This window comes from Bacillus sp. ABR (genome assembly GCF_056172715.1).
Window position 1 is genome coordinate 1 of sequence record NZ_JAOYSL010000016.1, and the last position, 509, is coordinate 509.

General features: G+C 38.5%; 1 protein-coding gene. It reads left to right on the forward strand.

Annotated elements, in window-relative coordinates; genetic code table 11:
* The coding region (locus OIT90_RS19300) for a flagellin N-terminal helical domain-containing protein (protein WP_474892836.1) at positions 1-509 on the forward strand (509 nt) is incomplete at both ends.

The window sequence follows — 509 nt, forward strand, 5'->3', positions numbered from 1 at the left end:
AGGATTAGAAATGGCTTCAAAAAACGCACAGGACGGTATCTCTCTTATCCAAACAGCTGAAGGTGCATTGACTGAAACTCATTCAATCCTTCAACGTGTACGTGAGCTTGTAGTTCAAGCTGGAAACACTGGGACACAAGATAAAGGTACGGATCTTACTTCTATTCAAGATGAGATTAAAGCTCTACAAGAAGAAATAGATGGTATCTCAAATCGTACAGAGTTTAACGGAAAAAAATTGTTAGATGGTACGTTTAAAGATACTGGTGATCCTGCAACTACAAAAAGTTTGACTTTCCAAATTGGTGCTAACGCAACTCAACAAATTGGTGTTAATATCGAGGACATGGGTGCGGATGCAATTGGTGCAAAAAATGCTGGAGTAATTGTTACTGGTCAAAGTGTTAAAGACATTGATGTGACTAAATTTGCAGATGTAGCTGCTACTGCTGCTGGTGGTTTTGATGAGCAATTAAACATTGTTGATTCTGCAATCAACCAAGTATCTG